Source organism: Clostridium sp. CTA-7 (assembly GCF_054768095.1).
This window is the reverse complement of sequence record NZ_BAAAAV010000006.1, coordinates 74,376-96,111: the sequence shown is the minus strand read 5'-3', so window position 1 is coordinate 96,111 and position 21,736 is coordinate 74,376. Positions and strand designations below refer to the sequence as shown.

Annotated in this window: 21 protein-coding genes, 1 riboswitch and 1 other annotated feature; of the genes, 17 read left to right on the top strand and 4 right to left on the bottom strand. The window is 28.9% G+C overall.

Going from position 1 to position 21,736, the window contains the following annotated elements; all coding sequences use genetic code 11:
* Positions 1 to 341: 341 nt before the first annotated feature.
* The gene (locus ACYUEX_RS12660) at positions 342 to 527 is read right to left on the bottom strand and encodes a hypothetical protein (protein WP_411169422.1); all 186 of its coding nucleotides are present in this window, start codon (positions 525 to 527) and stop codon (positions 342 to 344) included.
* Positions 528 to 642: 115 nt separating this feature from the next.
* On the opposite strand from ACYUEX_RS12660, the gene ACYUEX_RS12655 reads away from it, so the two are divergent.
* From ACYUEX_RS12655 to ACYUEX_RS12630, 6 genes are all read left to right on the top strand, one after another.
* The gene (locus ACYUEX_RS12655) at positions 643 to 1,218 is read left to right on the top strand and encodes a nucleoside recognition domain-containing protein (RefSeq protein WP_411169423.1); all 576 of its coding nucleotides are present in this window, start codon (positions 643 to 645) and stop codon (positions 1,216 to 1,218) included.
* A gap of 15 nt (positions 1,219 to 1,233) precedes the next feature.
* Positions 1,234 to 1,758, top strand: a complete 525-nt coding sequence (locus ACYUEX_RS12650) for a spore maturation protein (RefSeq protein ID WP_411169424.1) — start codon at positions 1,234 to 1,236, stop codon at positions 1,756 to 1,758.
* A 132-nt stretch (positions 1,759 to 1,890) separates the two neighbouring features.
* Positions 1,891 to 2,103 (top strand): hypothetical protein, encoded by a 213-nt coding sequence (locus tag ACYUEX_RS12645; protein WP_411169425.1) that lies wholly within the window; start codon positions 1,891 to 1,893, stop codon positions 2,101 to 2,103.
* Between the two features lie 91 nt (positions 2,104 to 2,194).
* Entirely contained in the window at positions 2,195 to 2,635 is a 441-nt protein-coding gene (locus tag ACYUEX_RS12640) for an ACT domain-containing protein (protein WP_411169426.1), read from the top strand.
* Positions 2,636 to 2,653: 18 nt separating this feature from the next.
* Positions 2,654 to 3,895, top strand: a complete 1,242-nt coding sequence (locus ACYUEX_RS12635; protein WP_460288521.1) for an aminopeptidase P family protein — start codon at positions 2,654 to 2,656, stop codon at positions 3,893 to 3,895.
* Between the two features lie 77 nt (positions 3,896 to 3,972).
* A riboswitch (Lysine riboswitch) is annotated at positions 3,973 to 4,148 on the top strand.
* A gap of 118 nt (positions 4,149 to 4,266) precedes the next feature.
* Positions 4,267 to 5,994, top strand: a complete 1,728-nt coding sequence (locus ACYUEX_RS12630) for a Na+/H+ antiporter NhaC family protein (protein WP_460288520.1) — start codon at positions 4,267 to 4,269, stop codon at positions 5,992 to 5,994.
* 133 nt (positions 5,995 to 6,127) lie between these two features.
* Here ACYUEX_RS12630 and ACYUEX_RS12625 read toward each other — a convergent pair whose 3' ends face one another.
* Complete coding sequence (locus tag ACYUEX_RS12625) at positions 6,128 to 6,583, bottom strand: DUF5680 domain-containing protein (RefSeq protein ID WP_460288519.1); 456 nt, start codon at positions 6,581 to 6,583, stop codon at positions 6,128 to 6,130.
* 167 nt (positions 6,584 to 6,750) lie between these two features.
* On the opposite strand from ACYUEX_RS12625, the gene ACYUEX_RS12620 reads away from it, so the two are divergent.
* Positions 6,751 to 8,517: an aminopeptidase P family protein gene (locus ACYUEX_RS12620; RefSeq protein WP_460288518.1), complete on the top strand. Its 1,767-nt coding sequence runs from the start codon at positions 6,751 to 6,753 to the stop codon at positions 8,515 to 8,517.
* A gap of 57 nt (positions 8,518 to 8,574) precedes the next feature.
* Here ACYUEX_RS12620 and ACYUEX_RS12615 read toward each other — a convergent pair whose 3' ends face one another.
* Both ACYUEX_RS12615 and ACYUEX_RS12610 read right to left on the bottom strand, forming a co-directional pair.
* Positions 8,575 to 9,066 (bottom strand): FUSC family protein, encoded by a 492-nt coding sequence (locus tag ACYUEX_RS12615; RefSeq protein ID WP_411169431.1) that lies wholly within the window; start codon positions 9,064 to 9,066, stop codon positions 8,575 to 8,577.
* A 27-nt stretch (positions 9,067 to 9,093) separates the two neighbouring features.
* On the bottom strand, positions 9,094 to 9,615 hold the full coding sequence (locus ACYUEX_RS12610; RefSeq protein ID WP_460288517.1) for an FUSC family protein: 522 nt from the start codon (positions 9,613 to 9,615) through the stop codon (positions 9,094 to 9,096).
* A 251-nt stretch (positions 9,616 to 9,866) separates the two neighbouring features.
* Between ACYUEX_RS12610 and ACYUEX_RS12605 the strand changes: the two genes are divergently transcribed.
* The 10 genes from ACYUEX_RS12605 (at position 9,867) to ACYUEX_RS12560 (ending at position 21,702) form a co-directional block, all read left to right on the top strand.
* A complete protein-coding gene (locus tag ACYUEX_RS12605; protein WP_322413383.1) occupies positions 9,867 to 10,208 on the top strand; it encodes a hypothetical protein in 342 nt (113 codons plus the stop codon).
* Positions 10,209 to 10,262: 54 nt separating this feature from the next.
* Positions 10,263 to 10,502: a binding site (T-box leader), on the top strand.
* Between the two features lie 75 nt (positions 10,503 to 10,577).
* Positions 10,578 to 12,521, top strand: coding sequence for a methionine--tRNA ligase (gene metG / locus ACYUEX_RS12600; protein ID WP_460288516.1), 1,944 nt, complete (start codon positions 10,578 to 10,580; stop codon positions 12,519 to 12,521).
* 107 nt (positions 12,522 to 12,628) lie between these two features.
* Positions 12,629 to 12,856: a DUF2164 family protein gene (locus ACYUEX_RS12595; RefSeq protein WP_460288515.1), complete on the top strand. Its 228-nt coding sequence runs from the start codon at positions 12,629 to 12,631 to the stop codon at positions 12,854 to 12,856.
* Positions 12,857 to 12,885: 29 nt separating this feature from the next.
* Positions 12,886 to 14,427 carry a methionine--tRNA ligase gene (locus ACYUEX_RS12590; RefSeq protein ID WP_460288514.1) on the top strand — a complete coding sequence of 514 codons (1,542 nt, stop codon included), beginning with the start codon at positions 12,886 to 12,888 and terminating at the stop codon, positions 14,425 to 14,427.
* A 325-nt stretch (positions 14,428 to 14,752) separates the two neighbouring features.
* A complete protein-coding gene (locus tag ACYUEX_RS12585; RefSeq protein WP_460288513.1) occupies positions 14,753 to 16,369 on the top strand; it encodes a Na/Pi cotransporter family protein in 1,617 nt (538 codons plus the stop codon).
* Positions 16,370 to 16,533: 164 nt separating this feature from the next.
* Positions 16,534 to 17,319: a TatD family hydrolase gene (locus ACYUEX_RS12580; RefSeq protein ID WP_460288512.1), complete on the top strand. Its 786-nt coding sequence runs from the start codon at positions 16,534 to 16,536 to the stop codon at positions 17,317 to 17,319.
* Between the two features lie 258 nt (positions 17,320 to 17,577).
* Complete coding sequence (locus ACYUEX_RS12575) at positions 17,578 to 18,630, top strand: 3D domain-containing protein (protein ID WP_460288511.1); 1,053 nt, start codon at positions 17,578 to 17,580, stop codon at positions 18,628 to 18,630.
* Between the two features lie 143 nt (positions 18,631 to 18,773).
* Positions 18,774 to 19,328: a ribonuclease M5 gene (gene rnmV / locus ACYUEX_RS12570; RefSeq protein ID WP_411170647.1), complete on the top strand. Its 555-nt coding sequence runs from the start codon at positions 18,774 to 18,776 to the stop codon at positions 19,326 to 19,328.
* A complete protein-coding gene (gene rsmA, locus ACYUEX_RS12565; protein ID WP_411169438.1) occupies positions 19,328 to 20,173 on the top strand; it encodes a 16S rRNA (adenine(1518)-N(6)/adenine(1519)-N(6))-dimethyltransferase RsmA in 846 nt (281 codons plus the stop codon). The genes rnmV and rsmA overlap by 1 nt, the downstream gene beginning before the upstream one ends.
* 155 nt (positions 20,174 to 20,328) lie before the next feature.
* Positions 20,329 to 21,702, top strand: coding sequence for a hypothetical protein (locus tag ACYUEX_RS12560; RefSeq protein ID WP_460288510.1), 1,374 nt, complete (start codon positions 20,329 to 20,331; stop codon positions 21,700 to 21,702).
* Positions 21,703 to 21,736 lie beyond the last annotated feature (34 nt).

Sequence of the window (21,736 nt, the reverse complement as noted above, 5' to 3'; positions counted from 1 at the left end):
AAATAAAAACCATGATATAATAAAAGTAAGTTATTAAACGTTTTCAAATTTCAACTGTGTGTAAGAGAAAATATGAGTGTATGATTTATAAGATTAGAAATGGGTTATCTAATCAATTAAAAATGTGAGTTATGGGTATAAAAATTGACTATATAAAATTAATTTTATATAGTCAATTTTTATTTTATTTTTTAGGAAATTATAAAAAATTTACCCTGTGAATAACTTTTTATAATTTCCTTCTTTCAGATTTAAAGTTCACCTATGTAATTTTGCGATGACTTGAAGCGAAGCGACGGAATAAGCAAAATTTACATAGGTGAACTTTTTTATTATAAACTTTATAGAATTCCTTCAGTTTTTAGTATTTCTTCTAATTCTTGAACCTTTTCTGTTAGCGTAACAAATTTTTCTTTTAATACATCCTTAGGAAGATCGGCGTTATCTATTACACTTACCATATCTTCTACAGTTTTTAGAGCGTCATCAATATCTTTTTGAGCTAATTTTAAGTTTGATTCCTTCATATTTCGTCTCCTTTATGTATATAAACATAATTAGTATTATATATATTTATCCTATCACTAATAAATATTTGATGCAAGGCATATATTGTATAAGTAATTCATAAGGGGTGAAATTTTGATAAATTATATCTGGTTCATAATGATATTTCTAGGAATACTTGTAGGATTATTTACTGGAAATGGGGAGGTAATATCTAAATCAATAATAACTTCAGCAGATTCAACGGTATCTCTTATTGTAGGATTAGTTGGGCTGATGTGTTTTTGGTGCGGAGTTATGAAAGTAGCAGAAAAAAGTGGATTTACTAATAAACTAGCAAAGGTTCTAAGACCAATTTTGAAACTAATATTTAAGGAAGCTGCAAAAGATGAAAAAGCATTAGGAGCTATAGTTATGAATATAACAGCTAATATGATGGGACTTGGCAATGCTGCAACTCCATTTGGAATAAAAGCTATGCAAGAAATGGATAGACTTAATAAAGAAAAAGGAACTGCATCAAATGACATGGCATTATTCTTAGTTTTAAATGCAGCTTGTATACAATTGGTACCTTCAACCATTATATCTATAAGAGCTGCTTGTGGCTCAAGTAATCCAGGGGCAATAATATTACCCGCTATATTAGCAAGTACCACTGCAGCTGTAATGGGAGTTATTTGCTGTAAAATCTTACAGAAGTACTTTTAAAAGGAGTGATTTAGAATGTTTCAGTATTTAACAAAAAGTATCATTCCTATAATAGTTGTAATAATTATTACCTATGGAATGTTTAAAGGACGAAAGGTGTATGAATGGTTTATAGAAGGAGCAAAAGAAGGATTACAAGTTTGTTTAAACATATTTCCATATTTATTAGCTATGATTATAGCTGTTCATATATTTAGAGAAGCTAAATTGTTAGATATATTAAACAATTTTATATCTCCAATAGGTAGAGTAGTAGGGTTACCTAAAGAAGTAATACCATTAGTTTTAGTAAAACCCTTATCTGGAAGCGGGGCAATGGGTATTTTAACGGATATATTAAAAACATATGGACCTGATACAGCTATAGGTTTAATAGCTTCGGTAATTATGGGCACTACAGAAACTATATTTTATACAATAACAGTTTATTTTGGAGCTGTTCAAATTAAAAAAATTAGACATACATTATGGGCAGCTATATTAGCAGATTTAACGGCAATAATAGCAGCTATTTTTTTAGTAAGCAAATTCATATTATAGAAAATTTATTAAACTAAAATTTACTTTTAAAATTTAACAAATTTTAATAAAGACGTAATAATTTTGTAACTAGTTATATAGTAAAATATCCTATAATAATAGTATAGAAAAAGGGAGGGAAGTGTTTTAGAGATGGAGTGGAATGACAGGTTATTTTTGTCAGACGAAGAAATAAAAGTTTTAGCTATATTTCTAGCATATGGAGTAGGAATTGGAGTATTAGTTGGTTTATTTATAGATAATGTTCAGCTATGCTTTGCTTTGGGAGGAGTTATATCTATATTGATTTCACTTTTAAAAACATTTTTTGTTAGAATAAAGAAATCAAATAAGATTCACATATAAATAACATCACTAATAATATGTATTTTATTTTTAAAAAGTTATATAATTATAAATTATATAGCTTTTTAATTTTTATAGGGTAGGTGATTTAGTGGCTTCAGAAAAATTTTATATAGTTAATGGTAAGGTACTACCAGAGGTTTTTAAAAAAGTTTTAGAGGTTAAAGAAAACCTTCTTATTGGAAAGGCAAAGGATATCAGCGAAGCTGTAAAGCAAGCAGGAATAAGTAGAAGTACCTTTTATAAATACAAAGATTATATTTTCCCTATGTCAGAGGGGATAAATAGTAAAAAGATAACATTAATTGTCTTATTATCTCATGAAGCTGGAACTTTATCTAAAGTTTTAGATTGTATAGCTTTTAATAAGGGAAATATACTAACAATAAATCAAGATATACCTATAAATATGGCTGCAAATGTAACCATAACATTAGATATATCTAATATGAAAAAAGATTTAAAGCACTTAGTTAATACTTTAAGAGGGTTAGCAAATGTAGTCAGTGTTAAAGTGTTAGCTATGGAATAAATAAGAGGGAGTGAATTTATGAATAAAGAGTTTTATAAGAATAATAGAAATAAGGTTTTAGAAAACATTAAAGATAATTCTTTATTAATATTATTTGCAGGTAATTCGCCAAAGAAAACTGCAGACGAAAAATATCCTTTTACACCAAATAGAAATTTTTATTATTTAACAGGAATAGATGAAGAAAAGCATATTTTAGTTTTATCGAAAATGAATGGAAAAACTAATGAACATTTATTTATAAAAGAGGTAAATCATATTACAGAAAAATGGGAAGGTAAAACTATTAGAAAAGAAGAAGTATTAGACATTTGTGATATAGAAGATGTTAAGTACTTAGGGGATTTTAACGGGTTTATAGAAAAAATATTAATTAATAAAGAAGACATAAATATATATTTAGATTTAGAAAAAGATAATTCATCATATAAGTATATAAATGAAATTAAGGAAAAGTATTATAATATAAATATTAAAAATGCATATAAGATTATAGGAAATTTAAGACTTATAAAAACTGAAGAAGAAATTAGCAGGATTAAGAAAGCTATAGAAATTACTATAGAAGGCGTAAAAGAATTAATGAGAAATTCTAAGCCGGGCATAAAAGAGTACGAACTTGAAGCTTACTTTGATTTTATTTGTAAGAAAAATGGTGCAAAAGACTTTGCATTTAAAACTATTGCAGCAGCAGGGAAAAATGCAACTGTTTTACATTATGTAAGTAATGACTCAGAATTAAGGGTTGGGGACTTAATATTATTTGATTTAGGTGCTCAATATAAATATTATAATGGTGATATATCAAGAACCTTCCCTATTAATGGAAAGTTTACTGAAAGGCAAAAAGAAGTTTATAACGCAGTTCTTAGAGTAAATGAAAGAGTTATTAAAGAAATGAAGCCAGGAGTTAAATTCATAGATTTAAACAATAAGGCTAAAGAGTGGGTTGCAGAGGAGTGTATATCTCTTGGATTAATTTCTAAAAAGGAAGATGTATCTCAATTTTATTATCATAGTATAGGTCATAGCTTGGGTATGGATACTCATGATATAGAGTTAGAAAATAGGGATGTAACCTTTGAAGCTGGAATGGTATATACTGTTGAGCCTGGAATATACATAGAAAATGAAGGTATAGGAATAAGAATAGAAGATGATATTTTGATAACAGATAATGGAAATGAAGTATTAACTAAAGAAATGATTAAGACAGTAGAGGAAATAGAAGAATTTATGGCCAATAGATTAGTTAAATAGAATTAAGGCTGGGCATTAAAGGTTGATTCAACTAGTGAAAAACTGTATAATAATCCTGTAAATTAAATATGAATAACGACAAGGGTAGAGGCGCGATAATTAAGAGTACTATTAATGAGGTAAGCACTTTGATTTAATAGAAAAGGAATTATCGCCGAAGCGTATGATTAATGCTTTAATATCATATGGCTGGGGTTTCACAAAATATGTGTAACACTGTCACAAACTTAATTTGTGGTGAGCTATCGCTTGAGGATTTTTAACTTTATTTAGAATATTAATTAAAGTGTATCTATAGCCTTGAGTGAAAACTCAAGGCTCTTTTTAATTTCTGCCCTTAAATTATTCATGAAATATATAGGGGGAGCATTATGAATAATAAAAGAAATCTAAGATTAATATTAATGACTATGATGATGATTTTAATGTCAACATCAATAGTTTTCGCAGCAGAGGTAGATCAATCTACATCTAATGCAAATCATTACGGATTATTAACTTTGATACCGCCGGTGGTAGCAATAGTTTTAGCATTTATAACAAAGAATGTTATTATATCTTTGTTTATCGGAACTTTATCAGGTACATTTTTAGTTCAATTAGTTGATAATACTTTTCTTGGAGCAGTTACACAATCTTTTTTAGATTTTGTATCTAGAGTTTTAAACTCATTATCTGATCCATGGAATGCAGGTATAATTCTTCAGGTATTAGTTATAGGGGGAGTTATACACTTAGTTGCTAAAATGGGGGGGGCTAAGGCTGTTGCAGAAGCATTAGCAAGAAGGGCTAAGAATGCTAGAAGCACACAATTAGTTACATTATTATTAGGGTTAGCTGTATTTTTTGATGACTATGCAAATTCATTAATAGTTGGTCCTATAATGAAGCCAGTATCAGATAAGATGAAAATATCAAGAGAAAGACTAGCCTTTATAATAGATGCAACAGCAGCACCAATAGCAGGATTAGCTATTGTATCTACTTGGATAGGGTTAGAAGTAGGGCTAATAAATGATGCTTTTATAAATGGAATAGGGCAAGAAGTTGATGCTTTTGGAGTGTTTTTACAAACTATACCATATAGATTTTATAATATACTAATATTAGTATTTGTATTTATTACCTCAGTTTTATTAAAGGATTTTGGTCCTATGTATAAGGCAGAAGTAGAGGCAAGAAAAAGAGGGTTAAACTCTAATGTTGATGAAGTTGCATCAGATTCTAACTTAGATCATTCAGACCTTGAACCAAAGGAAGGTGTAGAGTTAAGTATATGGAATGCTATAATACCAATAGGTGTTTTGGTTATAGCTTCATTAATATGTTTCTATTTTAGTGGTTATACAGTAATAATGGGTGGTGAAGATGTTGCCCTTCAAAATATAATGACTAATTCACCAGTATCATTTAAGGCTATACAAGAAGCATTTAGTGCATCAGATGCATCAGTAGCATTATTCCAATCAGCATTAATAGCAAGTATAGTATCAATTATAATGGGAGTATCTAAGAAAATATTTACTGTTTCTGAAGCTATAGAAACATGGATAGATGGTATGAAACCATTACTTATAACAGGAGTAATTTTATTATTAGCTTGGTCACTAAGTTCTGTAATAAAGGATTTAGGAACTGCTAAATATCTAGTTTCATTACTTTCAGGATCACTACCAAATTTCTTGCTTCCAAGTTTAATATTTACCTTAGGTGCAGTTATTTCTTTTGCAACAGGAACGGCTTATGGAACAATGGGAATACTAATGCCACTTGCAATTCCACTAGCTTATTCAATGAATCCAGATATGAGCTATGTAATAGTTAGTACAAGTGCTGTTTTAACTGGAGCTATTTTTGGAGATCACTGTTCACCAATATCAGATACTACAATACTTTCATCAATGGGAGCAGGTTGTAATCATATTGCTCATGTTAACACTCAAATGTGGTATTCACTATTTATAGCTGCAATTACAATTTTATTTGGATATATTCCAGCGGGTTTTGGATTAGCTTGGTATATTGTACTACCTATATCTATATTAGCAGTATATGTAGGAATCCAAATATTGGGTAAGAGTGTAGAAGAAGCAAAATAATAATAAGATATATTTAGGTTATAATTATTAATGGATAGTTATATATACTTATAACTATTAAGAGTATGAAAAGAAGCTTTACAAATAAATTTAGTTATTTGTAAAGCTTCTTTTACTTTAAAACAAATGATATTTATTTTAGACTTCCACCATGAAAGTAGAGCTTAAATATTTCAATTCCATTATGTGATATTGATTCAACTCCATTAAAAGAAGCTAAATCACCATCCCAATTGCATTGATATGTAAAATCATCTTCTTTAAAATATTTAGGTCCTCTAAACGGACAATCATCGGATACATTTTTTAAAGATTTCTTTAAAAAATTATTAAATCCTGAAGGTAATTCATCAACAAGAACTTGTCCTTTATAATTCATTCCCCAGGAAACTTTTTCATTTTCCCAAACTAATTCCTCTCCTATAAATTCTCTATCACCTAGATGGCTATCTAGATAATAGTAATTAAATTTTTTATAGGCATAATCCTTTGAGTTTGGCCTAGAAGGTGTTTCTTTTTTAGCACCTGAAGCATAAGTATTTTTCTTCGCTTCAATTATAAATTTTTTAAATTTTAATAAGTCTCCCATGTAAGCTCCCCCTTTTTTATACATCATTTAGATTATATATAAAAAACTTAGGTAAATCAACGAGTTTTCAGAAAATATAATATATTTAGAATTAAATGAATATATGGAATCTCATAAAGTATATAGGGTATAATTATAAATATAAAATTATTAAGGGGGCATTTAATATGAGCAATTTAGCTAAACTTAGGGAAGTAATGAAAATAAAGAATATTGACTACTATATTATTCCAAGTAGTGATTCTCATCAAAGTGAATATGTATCTGACTATTTTAAAGGAAGAGAGTTTATATCAGGTTTTACTGGCTCAGCGGGTACTCTTTTAGTGGGGTTAAGCTCTGCTTATTTATGGACTGATGGAAGGTACTTTATTCAGGCTGATAAAGAATTAATTGGAAGTGGAATATCACTTATGAAAATGAGGACAATAGGATATCCAACTATTGAAGAGTGGATTGAAAAAAATATTAAATCAGGAGAAGTGTTGGGATTTGATGGAAGATTATTTTCGGTAAATCAATATAAGAGCTTTTTAAAGATAGCAAAAAATGTTGGATTCCATATAAATATGGATAATGATTTGTTAAAAGAAGTTTGGTTAACAAGAAGCGAACTTCCTAAAAATAAAATATTTATACATGATGAGGTATATTCAGGTAAGTCTTCTTCAAAGAAGTTAGAAGAAGTGAGAAGCCATATGGAAGAAAAAAAGGCCAAAAATTATATAATATCATCTTTAGATGATATAGCCTGGTTATGCAATATAAGAGGAAATGATGTTAAGTTTAATCCTGTAGCACTTTCATACATTATTGTTAATGAAAAGTATGCTAATTTATATATAGATAAGCAAAAGGTTGATGATATAACAAAGGAAAGTTTAATATCTCAGGGATTTAACATATATGATTATGATGAAATAGGAAATCATGTTAAATTAATAAATGAAACAACTATAATAGATCCTAATAAATTGAATGCTAAAATATATTCATGTTTAAGTAAAGATATAGAAATAATAGATGAAGTTAATATAACAACAAGACTAAAGGCAATAAAAAATGAAGTTGAAATAAACAATATAGAGAATTCTCAAGTTAGAGATGGTGTTGCCATGGTTAGATTTATAAAATGGCTAAAGGATAGTATAGAAAAAGAGAAAATAACAGAAATATCTGCAAGCAAAAAATTAACTAGCCTTAGAGCACAAGGAGAAAATTATAAAGGAGATAGCTTTGGTACTATAGCTGGGTATAAGGAGCATGCAGCAATGATGCATTATTCAGCAACGGAAGCAACTGATTATGAATTAAGACAAGAAGGTATGTTTCTTGTGGATTCTGGCGGACAATACCTTGATGGAACAACAGATATAACAAGAACTTTCATTTTAGGAAAGATATCTGAAGAAGAAAAAAGAGATTTCACATTGGTATTAAAAGGGCATATAGCTTTATGCAAAGCTATGTTTTTAAAGGGTTCCACTGGAATGAACTTAGATATATTAGCAAGAAGACCTCTTTGGGAATACGGTATTGACTACAAGTGTGGAACAGGTCATGGAGTTGGATATTTCCTAAATGTACATGAGGGACCACAAGGAATAAGGCCAGAGGGAAACACAACGGTATTAGAGCCTGGTATGATAATAACTAATGAACCAGGAGTGTACAAAGAGGGAAAGCATGGAATAAGGATAGAAAATACTCTTTTAGTAGTTAAAGATATTAAATCAGAAGAATTTGGTGAGTTTTATAAATTTAAAACTATATCATATTGTCCTATAGATTTAAATGGAGTAGCTATAGAGATGCTAACATCAGAAGAAAAAGTATGGCTAAATAATTACCATAAGACTGTATTTGAAAAGTTAAATCAATATTTAAATAAAGAAGAGATAGATTTCTTAAAGAATGAAACTAGAGAAATATAATAATTGAAAATAAAAAATGGACAATTTCCAATTGTCCATTTTTTATTAAATTATATACTATTCTTTTGGTGGAACTATAAACTTATTAACTAGTAAAGCTATAAAAATACCAAAAAGAGTTTCTACAGTTCTATTAACTGCATAAAAAATTGGATCAGAAAAGGCATGAATAGTTGTTACACCAAGAAAGGCTATGCAAGATACATTAATTGCTCCTGGCTTCTTTATTAAGTTACATGAGTATATAACTGCTATTATACCTATAGCTATAGTAAAGTAAATCAATAATTTGCTTAAAATGTCGGATTCAATATTAAACTTGAAATATCTACACAGAATTAAAAATAATAATCCTATAGCTGCTCCAACTATTGTTCCAACACCCCTATTTATGGCCATTTTAACTGAGTTTGAAACAGTACTCTGAAGACAGATAACAGCAGTTAAGCAAGCAAAAAATGGCTCGTGGGGAAATAGCAATAAACATAAAAATACTGAAATTGCAGTTTTAATAGTTCTAAGTCCAACTTTAGGGATAGTAAAGTTCATATGTTGTTCTCCTTAATATTTATAATATCATTTGATTTCATTAGTTTTATCATCTTCTGATGAATTAATTTCATTAGTTTTATTATATTCTGGTGGGTTAATGTATTTATTAATAACAATTGCAATCATTATTCCAAAAGCTGTCTCTATAGTTCTTCTAAAAGAGTAAATTAATGGACTATCATAATTAGGTGATATAATAATACCAATTAAAACAATAGAAGCAATAGAACAGGCAGCTGGCTTTTTTACTAGATTACACAAATAAATAATTAAAGATACACCAATTGCAGCTATTATTGCAGAGAATGATGATAAATTAAATTTATTTATTGTAAAAAGTAAAAGAACGCCTAGAATACCACCGAGTAATGTACCTATTAATCTATTAAGGCCTGTTTTAACTGAGTTTTCTACTGTGTCTTGTACACAGATTACAGCTGCAATTGCAGCAAAAAGAGAATTCGGCCAAAATATTAGGCAAATTAAAACAGAAAGAGCTGTTTTAATATTTCTATAACCAATATGAGGTAAGTCAAATTTTCTCACAGTATCAACTCCAATCTTTTTTATAATATTATAGCATATAACTTATATAAGGTTAGTGTTATAAATATGACTTAAAATTATAAGACTATATGAAATAGTACATATTTTTAATTTGAGGATTATATTTATAGGTATGTGGTTACTAATTAATTTTAATTAGTAACCACATACTTATAAATATATATTGCAGATATAGTTATTACTATTATAAAATATAAATATTACAAATATGTTTAATAAGGATTGATTATATGAGTTTTTGGGTTTATTTAGTATTAACAGAAATAATACCATTAGGTTTGTTTATTGTAGGAGGATTGTACGAATCAAAATCTACAAAATATCCAGATATGAAAATAGGATATAAAAATAAATATTCAACACAAAGTAGCTTAGCATGGGAATATTCAAATAAGTTAGTGGCTAAGTTAAATGGATCTGTAGGAACATTACTATTTATAGTTAATGCAGTATTATTATTTATAATTGGAGAAAGTGCTTTTACTTTTTTATTAGCATTTAATTTATTTATGGTTGTTTTATCAAGATTGATGATAGATAATATAATAAAGAAAAAGTTTGATAAAGAGTGAATTGTTAAAAATAATTGACAGTATTTTTAATATAGAATATCATAATAATAAATGGAAAATGCAGTGAAGAGAAGAGTAGTGAAGAAATATAGTCTAAAAGAGAACTAGGTAAGGTGAAAGCTAGTGACAGTAATCTTCATGAATATGGACTTGGAGCAGATTCTTTGAGCTTATTAAGTTAGAGGAATACGGTAGCAACCGTTATATTGCAAGGTGAATAAATTTCACCTATTGAGATATTTATTGCGAAATAAGTATGAAATAGAGTGGTAACACGTATAATACGTCTCTATATAGGTCTTAATATACCTATATAGAGATTTTTTTTATTATTATAAAGAAGAAACCATGTTAGGGAGGAGAAAAGATATGTGTAAAAAGACATATTATATAACTACACCAATTTACTATCCATCAACTAAGCTTCATATTGGAAATACTTATACTACTGTAGCAGCTGATGCTCTTGCAAGATATAAGAGATTAACTGGATATGATGTAATGTTTTTAACTGGAACAGATGAACACGGTCAAAAGATACAAAGAATAGCAGAAGAAAAAGGTATAACACCAAAAGAGCATGTAGATGAAATAGTGGCAGGAATAAAAGATCTATGGAAAATGATGAATATCAATTATGATAAATTTATAAGAACAACTGATGATTACCATATAAAAGCTGTTCAAGATATCTTCAAAAAATTATATGATAAAGGAGATATATATAAATCATCATATGAAGGACTATACTGTACTCCATGTGAATCTTTCTGGACAGAAACTCAATTAGTTAATGGAAACTGCCCAGATTGCGGTAGACCAGTAGAAAAGTCAAAGGAAGAAGCATACTTCTTCAAAATGAGTAATTATGCTGATAAATTAATGGAATATATAGAGTCTCATCCAGAGTTTATACAACCAGAATCAAGAAAAAATGAAATGGTTAATAACTTTTTAAAACCAGGTCTTCAAGATCTTTGTGTTTCAAGAACTAGCTTCAATTGGGGCGTTCCTGTAACGTTTGATGAGGGACACGTTGTATATGTATGGATAGATGCTCTTTCAAACTATATTACAGCATTAGGTTATGGAAGTGAAAATAAAGACTTATATGATAAATATTGGCCAGCAGATGTACATTTAATTGGTAAGGATATTTTAAGATTCCATACTATTTATTGGCCAATTATGCTAATGGCTTTAGATTTACCATTACCAAAGCAAGTATTTGGTCATGGATGGTTACTTGTTGATGGTGGAAAGATGTCAAAATCTAAAGGCAATGTTGTTGACCCAGTAACATTAGTGGAACATTTTGGAGTAGATGCAGTTAGATATTATCTATTAAGAGAAATACCATTTGGATCAGATGGATTATTTAATAATGAAATATTTATAAAAAAGATAAACTCAGATCTTTGTAATGATTTAGGAAACCTTCTTTCAAGAACAGTAGCTATGATTGAAAAGTATTTTGATGGAGCTATACCAGAAAATTCAAGCAAAGAAGCTATTGATGATGAATTAATAAGCTTAGCTTTAGAAACTACAAATAAAGTTAATAAAGCTATAGATGACTTAAGAATTCCAGAAGCTCTAGAATATATATTTGATTTAATAGGAAGAGCAAATAAATATATAGATGAAACAACTCCTTGGATATTAGCTAAGGATGAAGAAAAGAAGGGAAGATTAGGTACTGTATTATATAACTTGGTAGAAAGTTTAAGATTTGCATCAGTTTTATTATCTGCATTCTTACCAGATACAAGCAAGAAGATAAATGAACAAATAAATACAACTAATATTTCTTTTGAATCCTTAAGTAGCTTTAATGGTACTGTTGTAGGAACTAAGGTTCAAAAAGGTGAGGCTTTATTCCCAAGAATAGATGTTGATAAGAAGCTAGCAGAATTGGATGCCTTAAGAGAAGCTCAGTTAGCAGAAAATAAAAAAGATGAAAAAAGAGAAATTACTCCAATAAAAGAAGAAATCACAATAGAGGATTTTGAAAAAATAGATTTAAGAGTAGTAAAAGTATTAGCTTGTGAACCGATAAAAAAAGCTAAGAAGTTACTAAAATTAAAGGTAGATTTAAATGGAGAAGAAAGACAGGTAGTTTCAGGAATAGCACAATACTACAAGCCTGAAGATTTAGTAGGAAAATATGTAGTATTAGTAGCTAACTTAAAACCGGTAACATTAAGAGGTGAGTTATCACAAGGAATGATATTAGCAGCATCAACAGATGATGATAGTTTGTTAAAGGTAGTAAATCCAGGAGAATTACCAACTGGAAGCCAAGTAAGATAAATCTTTATAATTTAATTAAGTTTATTTTAAAAATCAGGATAAAGGAGGATAGGGGAACCTATCCTCAAATTTTTATAAAAAAACAATTATAATAAGGAGACATTGATATGAAAAAAATATTCGATATATCTAAAGAAAAAAGAGAAGCTTTAAAGAATGAAATAAAAACCTATTTCTATGAAGAAAGAGATGAGGAATTAGGTGATTTAGCATCAAATATGATACTGGATTTCTTTATGGATAAATTAGCAGTAGAATTTTATAATCAGGGGATAGAAGACTCTTATAAATATATTATAGATAGAGCAGAAGATTTACTTGGAATACAAAAATAAAGCAATAAGAAAATAGTGAGGGGACATTTATGAATATTATTATAGGAAATGCATGGCCATATGCAAATGGACCACTACATTTAGGAAGAATAGCAGTATTACTCCCAGGAGATATTATTGCAAGATATCATAGGCTTATGGGAGATGATGTTGTGTTCTTGTCAGGAACAGACTGTCACGGGACTCCTGTAACTATGAGAGCTAAAGAAGAGGGAATAACCCCTATGGATGCTGTAGTTAAGTATCATAATGAATTTAAAAAGTGTTTTGATGACTTAGGATTTTCTTTTGATATATTTGCTAAAACTCACTCTACCTATCATGAGAATAAGGTTAAAGAGTTTATATTAGATTTATATAAAAAGGGATACATATATGAAAAGGAAATTGATCAAAAATATTGCGAAAACTGCAATGAGTTTTTACCTGAAACATATATGGAAGAAAAATGTCCTTATTGTAAGGAAGATTTAGTTCTGCAAACAAAGCATTTATTCTTTTCACTTTCGCAATTTGAAAATGATGTTAGGAGACTTTTAATTAGGCAAAAAGGTTGGAGAGAAAATGCTCAAAAGATAGTAAAAAGATATTTAGATGAGGGTTTAAGAGATAGAGCTGTAACAAGAGATTTTAATTGGGGAGTAGATGTTCCTTTAGAAGGATATGATGATAAAAAAATATTCGTTTGGATTGAGGCGGTTATGGGATATTTAACTGCTAGCATGAAGTGTTTAGAGGAAAGAGATGAAGATTGGAAGGAATATTGGCAAGGAGAAGATTCAAGAATTTACTTTGTTCATGGTAAAGATAATATACCCTTCCATACGGTTATATTTCCAGCTATATTAGCAGGGATTGGAATAAAGAATCCTAATTTAAGAATAATATCAAGCGAATATATGAAGCTAGAAGGGAAAAATTTTTCATCAGTTAAAAATTGGGCAATATGGGGTGACAATATAGTTGGCAATTATAATATTGATACTTTTAGATATTATTTATCCTTAAATTCGCCAGAGGTTAAAGATACCGATTTTACTTGGAGGGATTTTATAAATACAGTAAATAGAGATTTGGTTAATTGTTTTGGAGGCCTTGTTAACAGAACAATTGAACTTGTTCAGGATAAGTATAATTCTAATATACCAAATGGAAAAGTATCAGAGGATTTTAAAAATGAAGTGCTTAATTTATATTTTGATGTAGGAGATAGTATAGAAGAAGGAAGTTTCAAAAAGGCTCTTTCGCAAATATTGTCATTTATTAAAAAGATAAGTAAGTATTTTAATGATGAAAAATTATTTGTAGAAACAGAAAAAAATAATGAAAAATGTATAAATACAATATATGAATGTATTCAAGCAGTTATAAACATATCTAATTTGCTAGAGCCATTTATTCCAAATACATGTGAAAAAATTAGAAAAGCATTAGATTTAGATGAACCTATATGGAGTTATGTAGAAAAGAAAAGTGGCAAAGTATCAGAATTAGAGGTGTTATTTGATAAAATAGATAAGAGAAGGGCCTTTGAAGAAGTTAAAAGATTAAAAGAAGAAAAAATAAAATAAAAAGGAAAAACCCTAGATTAAATTACTTTGGGGAATAATTTAATCTAGGGACCATTAGATGGTTTTAGGGGTAAATAATAATGCTTTAACTACTTTACAAGTATTATAATACATTAATAATATGACAGTAATGTGTCAAAAAAATAAATAAAATATGAATAAATTAGTAACCTTTTCCTAGCATTAAAAATAATTTTATTAATAAAATTAAATTTCGATATTATTAATATTTACAATTCTAATTAATAGTTGTATAGTATTTTTGTTAATAGAATATTAACACATTAACAATTGAAAATTATTTAATGTATAAGGAGAAACATTAATGGACAAGTTTTCTATTTTAACAGGTCTTATAGGTGGACTAGGCTTATTCCTATACGGAATGAAACTTATGGGTGATGGCTTAGAAAATGCTGCCGGTGAAGGATTAAAATCAATATTAGAAAAACTAACAAGTAATAAGTACATAGGAGTACTGGTTGGAGCTGGGGTCACTGCTATAATACAAAGCTCAAGTGCAACAACTGTTATGGTTGTTAGTTTTGTAAATGCAGGATTAATGAATTTACTTCAAGCTGCAGGAGTAATAATGGGAGCTAATATAGGAACAACTATTACAGCTCAAATGGTATCATTTAAATTAGATGCAATTGCTCCATTATTTATAGGAGCAGGAGCAATAATATTACTTGTAGCTAAAAAGAAAAGAGTTAGAGATTTAGCTAGCATTGCATTGGGATTTGGTATACTATTCATGGGTATGGGCGTAATGTCTGGCGCTATGAAGCCTATTGCAGAAGCAAGTTGGTTTAGAGAATTTGTTATAGTAGTTGCAGATAATAGTATCCTAGGATTACTTGCAGGTCTTGGAATGACAGCTGTTGTACAAAGTTCATCAGCAACTACAGGTATTTTAGTTGCTTTAGCAACAACAGGAGCTATAGATATGCGTTTAGCATTTCCTGTAATATTAGGTTGTAATATAGGAACTTGTGTTACTGCTATATTAGCATCATTAGGAGCTAATAGAACAGCTAAAAAAGCTGCACTAGTGCACTTGTTATTTAACACAATAGGAGCTATAATTTTCTTCCCATTTATAGATCCATTTATAAGGTTAGTAACAGCAACTGATCCAACTAACGTAGCAAGACAGGTTGCTAATGCACATACTATATTTAATGTTACAGTTACAGTATTGTTATTACCGTTATCAGCATATTTAGTTAAAATAGTTAATAAAATACTTCCAGGAGATGCTGAAATAGAAAAAGAAGGAGCTATTTACTTAGACAAAAAGTTATTAGAAACTCCTATAGTTGCAAATGGACAAGTTTTTAAAGAAACATTAAGAATGGCTACTAAGGCAAAAGAAAACTTAGCATTAGCGATGAATGCATTTACAGAAAATAATGTAGAATCAGTAGATAAGGTTTATCAAAATGAAAAGATAATTAATGCATTAGAAAAAGATATAACTGATTACTTAGTTGAATTATCACAATTAGAGTTACCAGAAGAAGATATAAAGTTGTTTAGTTCAACTTATCATGTAATTAATGACATAGAGAGAATAGGAGATCATGCAGAAAATATTGCTGATTTAGCTATAGAAAAAATTAATAAAAACATACATCTTGGCGAAAGTGCAAAAGAAGAGTTATCAATTATATTTGGTAAAACTATGAAAGCTATCGAAATAGCTATCGAAAGTTATAATAGTAAGATGTTAGTTGCACCGAAAGAAATAGAACAAATAGAAGACGAAATAGATAAATTAGAAAAGCAGTTCAGAGAAAATAATATAAAGAGATTAAATGAAAAGTCTTGTTCCGCAGCTTCTAGTGTAATATTTTTAGATTTAATAAGTAATCTAGAAAGAATAGGGGATCATGCAAATAATATTGGGAATTCCGGAAAAAAGCATAAAATAAAATAATTAATAAATGAAAAAGCCTGCTATTTGAGCAGGTTTTTTTACTATTTATGAAATTATATTTTTATATTTATTTAATGTAAAGAGTATATAAAGTGTGTATTATATGATTTTTTGTAATATAATAATATTTATAATAATTTAGGGATAAAATTGGAGGAATTATGATGGAAAATAAGTATGTAATATTCGACACACATGCACATTATGATGATGAAGCTTTTGATGAAGATAGAGAAAATGTTTTAGAGCAAATTAAAGATAATGGAGTTATAGGAATTTTAAATTGTGCATCAAGTTATAAAAGTATAGAAAAAACTAATAAGTTAACTGAAGAAAAAGATTTTATATACGGAGCATTAGGGATACATCCAGAGAATGCAAATGAGTTTAATGAAAATGTTAAAAGAGAAATAGTAAGTTTAATTGAAAAAAATAAGAAAATAATAGCTATTGGAGAAATTGGATTAGATTATTATTGGGACGAAAATCCATCAAAAGATATTCAAAAAGAAGTATTTATAGAACAAATGAAACTAGCAGAAATGTTAAATCTACCAGTTGTAATTCATGATAGAGATGCTCATGGAGATACTTTAGAAATAATAAAAGAGTTTCCTAATGTTAAGGGGATAGTGCATTGCTTTTCAGGAAGCACGGAATTTGCTATGGAGTGTATAAAATTAGGGTATTATATTGGTATAACTGGAGTAGTAACATTTAAAAATGCAAAGAAGATAATAGAGGTTGTTAAGCATGTCCCACTAGAAAAGCTACTAGTTGAAACAGATTGTCCATATATGGCTCCAGCGCCAAATAGAGGAAAAAGGAATAAATCAGACTATATAGCTTATATAATAGAACAAATTGCTGTAATAAAAGATTTAGACCCAAAAGAAGTAAATTTAGCTGTAAATGATAATTTTAAGAGGTTGATTGGAAATAATATATAAAGTACAATAAAAAAGTAATAACTTGAAAAAAATTACAATTTATAATTATTGATACACAAGGATGAAACTAGAATAAAGAACAATCTACTTTTGATAAAGAACTGCAATTTGGCTATTATTTATAATTTATAATTTATATTTTAGTATGCATAGTATGCATTTATTCGCAGTTTTATTAATGCAAGAGGTCTCAATTTGACAAAAATGTTTATTTCAATTATAATTCAAAAGACGCTCTTGCCAAGGGAGGTAAAGTAGATGGTAGAAAAATATAAAGAATACCTGAAAAATAATTTTTCTAACGGTCCAAAGGCAAAAATACTGATAGGCGCTATAGTAGCTACTATTATTCTATCAGTGACGTTCACAAGTATGAGAAAGACAATAACAATGAAAATAGACGGAGAAGAAAAGACTTTTGTCACATATAAAGGGACTGTTAAAGATGTGTTGAATACTAACGGGGTAGAAATTGGCCCTAAAGATAAAGTTCAACCAGCTTTAAATAGTAAAGTATCTGAAGGCGATACAATAGCTATTAAAAGAGCTGATTCAGTAGAGCTTACTGTAGGAGATAAACAATTAAAGATTGATACTGCAGAAGATACTATAAAAGAAATGCTAGATGCAGAAAAAGAAGAACTTAAGAATCAAGGTGTTGAATTTAATGAAGGAATAGATGAAATTAGCCCTACATTAAATTCAGAAATTTCAGACAAATTAAAAATTAACCTTGTTAAGGTTGAAGTGAAAAATGAGTTAGCTAAAGAATCTATAGGTTTCGATGTAGTTATAGAGTCTGATTCAAGCCTTGATAGTGGACTAGAACAAGTAAGACAAGATGGAACTTCAGGAGAAAAAGAAGTAAATTATGAAATAGTTTACAAAAATGGCAAGGAGTTCTCTAGAGAAATTAAGAGTTCCAAAGTGGTAGCAGAACCAGTTAACAAAATAGTTGTGCAAGGAACAAGAAAAACCCTTGCAAGTAGAGATGGTCAACTATTAAATTATAAGAGCGTAATATATTGTGAATCTACTGCATATAGCGGAGGCGGAGTTACAGCAACAGGAACTGTACCTGTAAGAGATCCAAGTGGGATAAGTACTATAGCAGTTGATCCAAGGGTTATCCCTCTAGGAAGTTTAGTATATGTAGAGGGATATGGAAAGGCTGTAGCTGCAGACACTGGTGGTGCTATAAAAGGAAATATCATTGATGTATATGTTAATTCTCAAGAAGAAGCATATAATAGTTGGGGAAGAAAATATAATGTTCCTGTTTATATTTTAGCTTATCCAGGAGAATGGTAAAATAGAGGATGCTCTCAAAGTTAGAGCATCCTTTTATTTTGCAATTAATTTGACATAATAAGCTTATAGGGATAAATTATTATTTGGATATAATAAATAAAGATAAGGAAATTACTTTTATTAACGGAAAGGAAGTTAATATTTTGATTAAAGAAGTTATAGTTGTTGAAGGTAGAGATGATATAACTGCTGTAAAACAGGCAGTTGATGCTGAAGTTATAGCTGTAGGCGGATTTGGAATAAATGCAAAAGTAATAGAAAGAATAAAAGAAGCTCAAAGAAGAAAAGGTGTAATAGTTTTAACAGATCCTGATTTTGCAGGAGAAAAGATTAGGAGTATAATATCTAAAAGAGTAAAAGGAATAAAACATGCATATATAGCCCAAGAGGACGGCATAAAGGGTGATGATATAGGTGTTGAAAATGCAACTCCAGAAGTTATTATAGAAGCTTTAAATAGAGCTAAGATATCAGAAGAAGTAGTTGAAGAAGTATATACATCAGAAGATATGTTTCATTTTAAACTAACAGGTGATATTGATTCAAAAAGAAGAAGAATTATTTTAGGAAAAGAATTAGGAATAGGATATGGAAATGCAAATCAAATGTTAAACAGATTAAATAAATATTCTATAACTAAAGAGGAATTTATTTCGGCAATAGAAAAAATAGAAGAAAGCTTAGGGGTGAGTAGATAATGGAAATACAAGATATAAAAACAGCAGAGTTGGTTAAAAAATATAATTTTAAATTTTCTAAAAGTCTAGGACAAAACTTTTTAATTGATGATTCTGTACCAAGAGATATAGTATTAGGAGCAGAAGTTGATGAAAATGACTTAGTAATAGAAATAGGCCCAGGAGTTGGGACCTTAACAGCACAGCTTTTAAATAAGGCTAAAAAAGTAGTAGCAATAGAGCTTGATAATGACTTAATACCAATTTTAAATCAGGAAATAGGGGATAACCCTAAATTCACATTAATACATAGTGATGCATTAAAAGTTAATTTTAATGATATAATTGGAAACGAAGAAAGCGTTAAATTAGTTGCTAATTTACCTTACTATGTTACTACCCCTATAATAGTTAAATTATTAAAGGAAAGTTATAATTTTAAGTCATTGACTATAATGATACAAAAAGAAGTGGCAGAAAGAATGAATGCAGAGCCAGGAAATAAGGATTATGGTGCTCTTTCATTATTAGTTCAATACTATTGTAATACTAAAATAATAAGAAAAGTATCACCACAATGTTTTATACCAAGACCTAAGGTAGATTCTATAGTAATAAGATTAGATAAGCTACAAGAACCGAAAGTAAAGTTAGATAATGAAAAATTATTCTTTGACATTATTAGAAGTTCTTTTAATATGAGAAGAAAAACTCTTTGGAATGGTGTAAAAAATATAGGATTAAGTAAGGAAAAATTAGAGCTAGCATTCAATAATGCAGATATAGATCCTAAAAGAAGAGGCGAAACTTTAACTATACAGGAGTTTGCTAATTTAGCAGATAAAATAAATGAGCAGTTAAAGTAACTATATTAAATAAGTTTATATAGAAATAAAATTATTTCTGACTCGTGAGAATTTTGGTGTAATATCAAATAATCTCACGAGTTTTATTTTTAACATATTTAGCTATACTATGCATATAATGTATTGAATTAATCTAAAGTGGAGGTTCTAGAGGTTTGTCGCAGTTAAATAAATTGTATAGAAATTTTATTATTTTACAAGAAGATGAGAGAGGCTATTCTAGCTCTAATGACAAAACCTTATCAGGATATTCAAAGATAGAGGCAAAAGGTGATAGATGTAAAATTTCATTTTATGCTCAAAATCTAAGAAATGACGGTGATGATTATTGCATTATGGCTATATGCAATAAAAAAGATACTAAGAAAATAGTAGACTTGGGTAAAATCACTATATCAGATGGGGGAAAGGCAGAAATAACAAAGGAGTATTCTGTTGATGACATAGCAGGCTTAGGACTATCTTATGATAAAATATCAGGGGCTGCAATAGCTAAAATGAAAAATGAAATGCCTATAATTATTATGTGTGGATTTATAAATGGAGAACAACCGGGAGATAATTGGAAGAATTATAAGATGGTTAAATCTGCAAAAGATCATTCAAAAGATAAAATGGATTATATGAAAAAAGAGGATAAGAAGAAGGAGAAGAAAAAGGACGATAAGAAAAACGAGCATAAGAAGTGTGAAGAATATAGAGAAGAGGAAATAAAAGAAGAAATAGTAGAAGAAGTAAATGAAATAATAGAAGAATTAGAGGAGCCAAGAGAGGAAATAAGAGAAGAGATAAGAGAGGAAATAAAGGAAGAAATAAGAGAAGAAGATGTTAGGGAAGAAAAGCCTTACGTAAAGGAAAATCAAAATTATTATACTTTAAATGTAGAAGAGGAAAATACAGATGAAGTATTTAACCAAAGTGAAAATGGAATGAACATGAAAATGGAATATCACAATACAGACAATCCATTTATAAACAATGGCTATGGACAAAATCCATTTGCAAACAAAGGCTTTGATCCTAATTACTATGGTATGAATTCATTAAATAGAGAAAAGAATAAATTTGATGAATATGAAGAAAAAATAGAGGAAACTTCAGATATATTTAAAATTAGAGGAAGTGTTGGAGAGTACTTTGAAGGAATTGCAAGTGGATTTGAGTGTTGTAGAAGTGAGTATAGAGAAATAAAATACTGTAAGTGGTATAAGATTCCAATACATGATTTACACGAAATGTGCAATATGTCAAACTACAATAGATATACTGTAGCATATTATCCAATGCTTAATTACTATCCATATATAAGAAAGTATGGAAACTTCATGTTAGGATACAAATGTGATAAAGAAGGGAATTTAAAATATATAGTATATGGTATTCCAGGAAAGAAAAATAGAGATGAGCAGCCTTATGAGGGAAAAACTGGATTTGTAACTTGGATAAGTAATGAGACTAGGGATGGTATGGGATGCTGGCTAATGTTCTATGATTTCAGAAATTCAACTGTTGTTGTACCTATGCAGTAAGGTATAATAATAGAATGTACTTACAAACCCTAAT